The 9,122-nt window shown below is 42.2% G+C and carries 8 protein-coding genes; 3 read left to right on the top strand and 5 right to left on the bottom strand.

Annotation, left to right across the window (positions count from 1 at the left end):
• Nucleotides 1–1,003 (top strand): alpha/beta fold hydrolase (locus tag NTV63_01690; GenBank protein ID MCX6709648.1); only part of this gene is annotated, 1,003 nt, incomplete at its 5' end.
• A gap of 26 nt (nt 1,004–1,029) precedes the next feature.
• On the opposite strand, the gene NTV63_01685 is transcribed toward NTV63_01690, so the two are convergent.
• Nucleotides 1,030–1,848: a hypothetical protein gene (locus NTV63_01685; GenBank protein MCX6709647.1), complete on the bottom strand. Its 819-nt coding sequence runs from the start codon at nt 1,846–1,848 to the stop codon at nt 1,030–1,032.
• A 35-nt stretch (nt 1,849–1,883) separates the two neighbouring features.
• A complete protein-coding gene (locus NTV63_01680; protein MCX6709646.1) occupies nt 1,884–3,290 on the bottom strand; it encodes a DUF4139 domain-containing protein in 1,407 nt (468 codons plus the stop codon).
• A 299-nt stretch (nt 3,291–3,589) separates the two neighbouring features.
• On the opposite strand from NTV63_01680, the gene NTV63_01675 reads away from it, so the two are divergent.
• Nucleotides 3,590–4,429 (top strand): hypothetical protein, encoded by an 840-nt coding sequence (locus tag NTV63_01675; GenBank protein ID MCX6709645.1) that lies wholly within the window; start codon nt 3,590–3,592, stop codon nt 4,427–4,429.
• Nucleotides 4,430–4,582: 153 nt separating this feature from the next.
• The gene (locus NTV63_01670; GenBank protein ID MCX6709644.1) at nt 4,583–5,407 is read left to right on the top strand and encodes a nucleotidyltransferase domain-containing protein; all 825 of its coding nucleotides are present in this window, start codon (nt 4,583–4,585) and stop codon (nt 5,405–5,407) included.
• A 115-nt stretch (nt 5,408–5,522) separates the two neighbouring features.
• On the opposite strand, the gene NTV63_01665 is transcribed toward NTV63_01670, so the two are convergent.
• The 3 genes from NTV63_01665 to NTV63_01655 form a co-directional block, all read right to left on the bottom strand.
• Nucleotides 5,523–7,202 (bottom strand): hypothetical protein, encoded by a 1,680-nt coding sequence (locus NTV63_01665; protein MCX6709643.1) that lies wholly within the window; start codon nt 7,200–7,202, stop codon nt 5,523–5,525.
• A gap of 271 nt (nt 7,203–7,473) precedes the next feature.
• On the bottom strand, nt 7,474–8,757 hold the full coding sequence (gene rbcL, locus NTV63_01660) for a type III ribulose-bisphosphate carboxylase (protein MCX6709642.1): 1,284 nt from the start codon (nt 8,755–8,757) through the stop codon (nt 7,474–7,476).
• A gap of 83 nt (nt 8,758–8,840) precedes the next feature.
• The coding region (locus NTV63_01655; GenBank protein ID MCX6709641.1) for a hypothetical protein at nt 8,841–9,122 on the bottom strand (282 nt) is incomplete at its 5' end.

Below are 9,122 nucleotides of genomic sequence, written 5' to 3'. Positions count from 1 at the left end.
AAGCTTTAATCATGCATTTTCAGAGCACTGTTGGGTGCTTGACAAGTCAATGATAGATTCTGAATGGTCAGCATTCAGCGTTTCCATTCCAAGAATTGAGATTAATCAATCCTCAAATCAGGAGGATAATTTCTCTATTGTCCTTTCGGAAAACAGCCCCGAATGCTGTGCATTTGGAAAGTGCTCAAACTGCTGCACAGGAGATTCTTGCTCATCAGAAAAGGGCTATCCTGTAATACTTGTGCACGGGCACCTTGCCTACAACAGAAACTCGCCTGAGCTTGTGATAAACTCATTTTCAGACATGCAGTCATCAATGGAATCCATCGGATACATTCCTGCAGGGCTGCTTGACCTCAATGTAAATGTTCCGCCAAATGACTGGGGGAGAAGCACAAGCCCTATTGCTGTCAGGGCAAGCTACTATTACATATCCTACTACGACTTAGGCTTTCAGACAGTTGAGTCCCAGAAAACTGACAGCATTGAGAATTATGCAATACGCCTGAGGGAGATTGTTGAGGAGGTAAAGAGAAGGACTGGCTCTGATAAAGTCATTATAATTGCCCATTCAATGGGCGGGCTTGTTGCAAGGGAATACCTTCTCCTCTTCGGTGAGGAAAGCGTTGACAAGATGATTACAATAGGCACTCCAAACAAGGGGATTGAAGGGGCTCTTGTTGAGATATGCCCAATCTTCGGCTCTGAAAAGGAGTGTTCAGACATGGCTAAGAACAGCATATTCCTTAAGAGGCTTAATGATGAAAGGAACAGCCCCAAATCAGTCAGGATGTATACAATTGCTGCAACAGGATGCAACACTTACGGGAAAGACGGCGATGGTGTTGTTGCAGCAGACAATGTTGCGCTTGACTTTGCATTAAATTACAGGATTTCAGGAAACTGCACAGACATCCTAAAAAGCAATCTTCACGGAATGATGCTCATTCCTGAAGAATACCCTGAAACATTTAAGATTGTCAGTTCAATCCTCAGGGAATAGAATAGTACATACAATTATTCATAAAATCATTCAGGGAGAGCAAGCTCGGAATCGCTTATTGCAGGGTTAATCTCATAATGCTCTATCTCGCTTTCAATCTTTCTTGTGAGATTGTTTTTGAATGTCAGGAATGAGATTGACTTTAGCGCAATTCCATCAGTTTCGCAAATCTGCGTGCTGAATGATTTTATCTGTTCAGCGGCCTTTTTCGGCTCATTGACAGTTGAGAGCCCTGATGAGGCAAGTATTAGGTATTTTTCCTCAAGATTAAGCTTTGGGATGTCAAAATCCAAATCAAAGTAAGTGCAATTGATTCCCTTCTCTTCTCTTTTTCCTATTTCATGGAATATTATTGCGCCGCTTTCAAATAGTCCCCGATTTATCCTGATGACATTCTTTTCATTTAGCGGGATTATTGTTTTTATTTCAGTGCAATTCCATTTCGCATTCTGTTCTGCGCATAAAAAGCTCTTTTCCCTGATTCTGTAGCTTCTTGCTTTTACAGGAGGGAAATCAGGGTTTGATATTGAAAGAAAATCAGCCCGTATCTCCCCTTTTCTGAGCATCCTTCCGTATATGTCCCTGAAAATGAACCCCTCTTCTGATGCAACTGCAAAGAAATTATGGTATTCCGCTGAAAGGGATTCTATCCTTTCTGACTCATTCAGGTATTTTTCATACAGCATCTCATCAGCAGAATGCAGAATCTGCTCTCTTCCAAGCCCTTTCGGGAAGAGGAAAATTGATAGGGCAGCGCATAGAAATATTAAAACAATAAAAAATATTTTAAGGGAGTTTTTTCTCTTCCTGTTTTCCGCTGATTCTTTTCCCTTGATTCTTATCACTCCCTATTGCAATCCTGATGCGGTTCTTCCCTTGTTCACTTTATTGTCTGGACAAGCTCATACTTAAGCTCTGCTGAGCCCTCAGCAGGTGCATTCAGCGTGAATTTCACAAGGGTTGTGCTTATCTGCTCATACTTTGCCGAGGATGAAACAATTGTTGAGTTGGCAGGTATCCTCTCAAAGACAGATACGGCTTCATCAGTTAATTTTGCATTTTTCACGCTTATCAGGTAGCCCTGCGTTATTTCTCTGTATTCCTTTGTGCCTGTTTCAGAGTATTTAATCTGCTTTTTCTCCCCCTTTATGTCAAACGCCTTTCCGATTGCCAGTTCCAGGGTGTCGCCTTTTGAGGTGTGCCCGATGCTTGCCTCTCCTATGAAGTCAAGCATTGAATTCGCATCTTCCTGATAGAACTTTATTGTTCCTGCAGGTAGCGGCATTCCCAGATTTGACTTGTCATCATTTGTCAGGATTATCTTTATGTCTGCGTTTGCCTTCTGTATGTCTGAAGAATAGCTGTAATACTCATTGAAGGATATTGAAATGTCTTTTTTCACAGGAATGCCTTGCGCATCTATGAAGTCAACCTGCCTTGTCCCAGAGTCCTTAAGGTCTACGCTTGAAGGAAGGATGTAGCTGTGGTATTCAAACACATCCTGCTGGATAACACCGCTTCCTGTCGGGGCTGATACTGCCTCGTCCTTTCTGTAATCAGGAAGTGTGTTTCCTCCCTGAAAATTGATCTGCCCTGCTACAAGCGTTACATTTGAGTCATTGAAATCTTTTCCAGAGTTGTTGGTAAGAGTAACTATGCTCTCCAGGTTGATTTTGCTTTCATTCTTGTTCAGCACTGCAAAATAGTCCGCATTCCATGTTATTCCCTTTGTTATGAAATTCAGGTTGAAATTCCCCTCTGTTGCCTTGCTGCTTTCTATTACCCATTCAAGGCTTGGCTCCCTTGCGTATGAGCGCGCATTGGGATAGCTTATTGCAGCAATCTCATCGGGCTTTATTTCAATTATTGATGTGTCCTTCTTCAGGTATAATGCGCCGCTTTCCTGCAGGAGAAGTCCAGATCGTGGCGTGTTGTTATTCTTCATGAAAACCACAATGTTTTTTCCGAGGTAGTCCTTCAGAAGAAGCTCTTCTGTTATCTCTCCTGGCGTGAAGTTCTGCTCAACCATCTCAAACCCAGTTCCAAGTGAGCGCAGAAAAACGCTTTCCAGGTCTGTCCCCTCAGGTATTTCAATTCTAAATTTTGTCTCTCCCTTTTTCAGGTAAAGAGCTATCTGCTCATTTACAAGCGCGTAGCTGTTATTGTATATTGAAAGCTTTGTCTTCTGTGTTGCAGAACTCGGCATTATGCTTGATGCAAGTGAAACCCCGGCAATAATGCTTCCTAGAATCGCTGTTTTTATAGCATTCCTTTTTGAGAAACTCATTCAAATCACCCCAGAATCCAATAATGGCTCGTAAGTATATAAGGTTTTCTTTAGAATTTTCTTTGGAAAAAATGCTGAAAATAAAAAATAAATTTTTGCTTATTCCTTCTTCTTTTTCTTTGCTTTCTTCGCTGTTCCGCAGCAATTGCATTCGCATGGCATATTTTTCCACCTCGTTTTTTTAGTTTAATGCAGTTTTTGGCATTTCATATAAATAGTTTTGCTTTGGAAAGAATTCCTCTCTTTTTTCACTTTTTTCTGAATTAAGACTAATCAAAACATTTATATAAACGCTTGGATTGAAGGAGTTTTGGAAAAAGAGGTGCTATTCGTTGGTTTGGTATGTTGAGGCAGGGCTTTATCTTTGGGAGCTTTTCAGGCTCTGGGGCTTTAACATATTCGTTCTCCCTTTCAAGAATACTGATATGCTGTGGATTCTTGTTCCAATCTGGCTCTCATGGTTCTTTGCTGAATTTTTCCAGGAGAAGCTTGGAACCTCCATGGGAAATGCAATAACCAATGCAACTGTGGTTCTCTGGGGAAGCATTGACAGCGCAAGGCAGACAGTCAGGCTTATCATTGCAAGGGAAGTTACCGGATTCCTTAACACTTCCTTAAGATTTGGAATAATCTCGCTGATATTAATTTACAGCATCGCTCTGATAGTGCTTGGGCTTAAAGGAAACACTATTATCAGGAAGATTGGGCGTATAAGGGAGGTAACATATGTTTTTGCAATATTCATCCCGATATTCTACGGCGCAATTGATTTTTCCTGGCAATACATGCTATCTGCTGTGATTTTCTTCCCACTCTTCTATTACGTAATAGAGCTTTTTGACCTTCTCACTCCAGACCCAAAGGCAGTTGCGCAGGACATGGAAGAGCAGGTTGAATACAACAGGAAAAAGAACGGCGATTACTCCTCCTCTCTTGAGAGCAGGGATTTGCAGCCCAATTCATATTCACCGCCTCAGAACAATTATCAAAACCAGTATCCGCAGTATCCCAATCAGCAGAGGAACCCTTATCAGAATCCTTACCAAGGAAGCAGGCATCAGGGATATCCCAAGAATCCAAACCCTCCTTCCAGAATGCAGCAGGGTTATGATGCAGTTGAAAGGAAAAGGCCGATATGATTATTTAATATAATCATTTAATATAATCATAATATGATTGCTTATTTCCTCATGATTTTTTCAAATTAGGATAAGGACATTGTTTTATAACTATTATTAAGAAGTTAAAAAGATTTTTAATGGGATGAGCCATTTGCTCTCAAGGGAATTGGGATGGAATTTAAGATAGAAAAAAAGAAGAATCCTAACCAGGATTCCTATTCCAGGGAAGAGCTGGATATTGCATATGAGTTCTCTAAGAAGATATACAAGGAATTTGGGGCGATACTTAAAGGGATTGTGATATTCGGGAGCACTGCAAGAGGCACAAACTACAGCGGCGACATAGATGTCCTGATAATAGTTGATGACATAACAATAACACTCACCCAGGAAATGGTTGAGGCATACAGGGTTATAACTGAAAGGACAGTTGTTTCAGTAAGCCCGAGGCTTCACATAACAACCCTGAAATACACGACATTCTGGGATTATGTGAGAGTTGGTGACCCAATTGCAGTTAACATATTGAGGGATGGGGTTGCACTCATTGATTCCGGTTTTTTTGAGCCGCTCCAGCTTCTTTTGAAGATTGGAAAAATCAGGCCTACGCCGGAATCTATATGGAACTACTATTCAAGAGCGCCAAGGACGCTTTTCAATTCCAAATGGCACATTCTTCAGGCGGCAATTGACCTCTACTGGGCTGTGATTGACTCTGCGCACGCTGCATTAATGAAGCTTGGGGAGATTCCGCCAAGCCCTGAGCATGTTGCTGACCTTATGGAAAAGAGGATGGTTTCAGAGCATCTGATAAGCAGGCGGTATGTCGAGATAATGAGGGGATTTTACAGGCTCTCAAAAGCCATTGCCCAGCGCGAAATCAAGGAAATCAAGGCATCTGAATACGAGCGCTACTATTCCTATGCCAGGGAATTTGTTGATGAGATGAGAAATATCATTGATGACAAGATTCCCAAAAGGAAAAGAAGGGCTTAATTCAATGATTAGGGAAGAATTCTGCGTGAAGAAAGCTTAGATTATTGAAAAACCTTGAATTCTAATTCTTAGAAATTATTATAAAAAATATAAAAAAATAAAAAAATTTATCGTTTTACCTTATCAGCTTTGCGATTATCACAAAGAGTATAATCAGCAGGGCAAGCACTCCGATTACAAGGAGCACGAGGTATGCTGTTGTCTCTGTGAATGCAACTTTAGTCTCTGCCACAACTCCAACAGGTGTTGGCGTCGGCTGAACTATTACATCTGAAGGCGTCGCTGTTGGCTTTGGTGTTGGCGTGGATGTTGCTGCTGTCTCGCATTTCTTCACTATGATCGGGGTTGATTCTGAATCCATTTCCTCATCAATATCATAGTAAGCCTTTGTCAGGATGTTGTATGTCGCTGAAGCTGCGCTTGATGGGATTTCTATTGTGAAATAGGAAGTGTATTCCTCATCTGAGCTGACTGAGAACTGGTCCCTCTGTCCGACTGAAATCTGCTTGTTCTCAATTGTGATAAGCGCGCTGTCTTCATCCTGTGAGCCCCTGTTTAAGATTCTTACCCTGACTTCTGCGCTCCTGTCGCATGACACTTCTGAAGGGGTTATTGTTATCTCCTTTATTATGAGGTCATGGCTTTCTTTCTCAACATCCAGCCTTATCAGCCAGCGGACGCTGTGGATTGCTCCGTTCTCATCTTCGCCTTCAACATCAACTGTCATGTCATATGTTCCTTCATCTATCTTTGAAGGCAGGATGAATGAAACTGTTTTTTCCACTTTCTTTCCGTATGTAAGGTCAAAGTCTGCTACATCACTGTCAAGTTCAAGGTCATCGCCGTCGTCTATCTCGCTTATGACAGCGTCTATTGCGATGTTATTAATGTCCACTTTCTGGACGCTTGAGTACAGGTTTTTTACTGTAAGCACGAGGTCAACCTTTGAATCAGGCTTTACAACCTCTCCAAATGTGATATCGCATGTCTCTCCGTTGCACGGCACATCATCTGACTGCCCATCAATAACTATGTTCATGTCGTAAATTTCAAGCATGTTTGCAGCTCTCATGTAAAGCTCTGCTGAGGCGCTTGCCTCATTGCTTGTAACGCTTATTGTCCCAATCTTGTCTTCTCCTGAATTCTGGTCTTTTGGGATATAAGCTCTGACAGTCACAATCTGCTCCTGCCCTGATGCAAGGCTTGTTGGCGCGTTTGTGAAAGTCACATTATACTTTGAGATTGCGTTTGAGGAAACTGAAATTCCTGTCAATGCATAGTCGCCGGTGTTCTTTACTGTGAATGTTGAAGTGTAGAATGAAAGCCTTTCAGCGCTTGTTCCTCCAACAATTACTGTTGCAGGCGTTATTGCTGCTGAGCTGACTGCTTCCTTGACATTGACTGAGATTGTTGAGCTCCTGTTGAATGCTCCGTAGAATACAGTCATTACTCCTGCATATATTCCGTTCTGCTGTGATATTGGAACTCCTGCCAGGGTTGCTGTAAGAATCTTTGCCTGCCCGATGTTAAGCTCAACCGGAGAAGGCATTGTTATGAACGAGCCCGGAAGCACATATGCGCCGCTTACAAGGTCGCTTACTCCAAAGCTCACTCCAGTCAGGTTTTCTGTTCCTGTGTTCTGGACTGTGAATTGGAAATCTTTTGTTGCATCAATTCCCTTTGTCCACACTGCGTTTGCATTTGTTATGCTGACGCTTGCTGCTGCGCTTGCATATGGTACCAATGCAATCATTGCAATAAGTAATGCATATGCTAAAAAGTTTTTTCTATCCATTTTTCAAGCCCCCACTTGTTTTTTCTTAATATAATCTATATTTCTTAATATAATTTCTATTTCTGTTTTTTGTCAATATAATGCATACTGCAATATATATTTATTTTTATTATGGAGTAGTTACAATCCTTTTTAAATATTACTATTCTCCAGTATATATATGTATGCTTTTCAGCGTATAATCCGCTTATTCTTGTTTATTGGCGCTTAATTAGAAAAATTATAAAAATGAAAAGAGTGGAAAAGAAAATCTGAGATTTATGGGTTTTTCCTATTCCCCCTTCAGCCTCTTCCCAACCCCCCATTTGTCAATTGCTTTTCTGAGTTCAGGGTTTTCTTTTGCGTATTTCTTGAGGGGATAGTTGAGCTGGCTTGCAAATATCGCCTGCCTCATCGCCTTTGCGCCTGCTGTTGTTCCGTCAGGATGCCCGTGAATTCCCCCTCCTGCCTGAATCAGGATGTCTTTTCCCATTATTCTCATCAGTTCAGGAATAACTCCCGGGTAAAGCCCTCCTGAGCACACTGCAAGAACAGGCTTTATTCCACCCCATTCCTGGGAAAGCACTGTCTTCCTTTCCAGAATGCTTTTTCCCTCTATCTCCTCTTCTATGTCAGAAACCTCAGCGCCTCTCCCTTCCATTTTCCCGACAGCTGTTCCTATATGAAGCGAGTCCACTCCAATAAGCCGGTAAATCTTTGCAAGGGGAAGCATTGCAATTCCGTGCCTGGGATTTCTTGTTATTGCAGCGTGCATTGCGCGGTGCGCGTGTATTGCAACTCCCAAGTCCATCTCCCTTAAAGTCTGGACTGCTGAGAATCCTGCTGTCAGAACATCAATCATTACAAATTCTCCGCCGTGCCTTTTGACAAACTTAGCCCTCTTTATCATCTCTCTTGTTTCTGCTGTGACATTTGCAAGGTAGATTTTCCTCTCGCCGGTGTATTTCTCTGCGGCATTTCTCTTTCTCAATGTCTCAACAATCCTCTTTGCAAAAGGGTTGAAGGACTGGTTTGTGAGATTCTCGTCATCCTTGACAACATCGCACCCGCCTACCCATGCATTGTATGCAACCTGGGCGTGCATTGCTGAGTCAAGCCCGACTTTCGGTTTTATTATTGTCCCGAGCATCGGGCGGTCTTCTATGTTCATTGACTTCCTTATCTCATTTATGCCGTATTTAGGGCCCCTGAATGATTTGATTATCTCCTGGGGGAAGTGTATGTCAAGGAGCCTTAAATTCTTCACGACTTTCATTCCGAATATGTTTCCGGCAATGCTGCTTAGAATCTGGGGCATGTTTCCCGGCTCAAAAAGCTCATCCGGGTAGGATATTCTTGCAATGCCTGCTTTCTTGTCTGAATAGAAAACGTGGGGTGAAAGCTGTTCAGCTATCTCCCTCCTCATTGTTGAGATGTCTGTCCAGGTTCCTATTGAGGATTCTGCTGCAACCTGCTCGCATGCATTTTCAAATGATGTGTGGTTCGGCTCTATGTAGAATTCGCATATTATCTCATTCTTTTTTGGCACATAAGATAAGTCGTAATATCCGGACATTTCCTACACCTCTTTTTTTTACAAATTATGAATAATCATAAAAAAATTTGATAATAAAAATCAAAAATATTTTTTAATTTCTCTTAAATTCTCTTCTTTGCTCCACCTGAGAAGTTGAACATCTGTTCAATCTTCACATCGCCCGGCCTCAAATTGCCTGTTCTTTTTTCAGGTGCTGCCCCTTCTCCCCTTGGCGCCTGCCCGAATGGGGGCGGTGTTCCCGGCTGGGAATGCTGCTCTGTGTGGCTCTGCGAATTTGAGCTGGTGTATTCCTGGGCGCCGTTTGAAGCAACCTGCGGTGCAGCTCTTGGCGCAGCCCTGGCGCCGGATATAAGCGAGTCCAAGTCTTTTCTGAGCTTGTTTAT

Source organism: Candidatus Woesearchaeota archaeon, from assembly GCA_026394965.1.
In the GTDB taxonomy this organism is placed as follows: domain Archaea; phylum Nanobdellota; class Nanobdellia; order Woesearchaeales; family 0-14-0-80-44-23; genus JAPLZQ01.
Note: the sequence above shows the minus strand (reverse complement) of the source record. Positions and strands in the feature narration are given on the sequence as shown.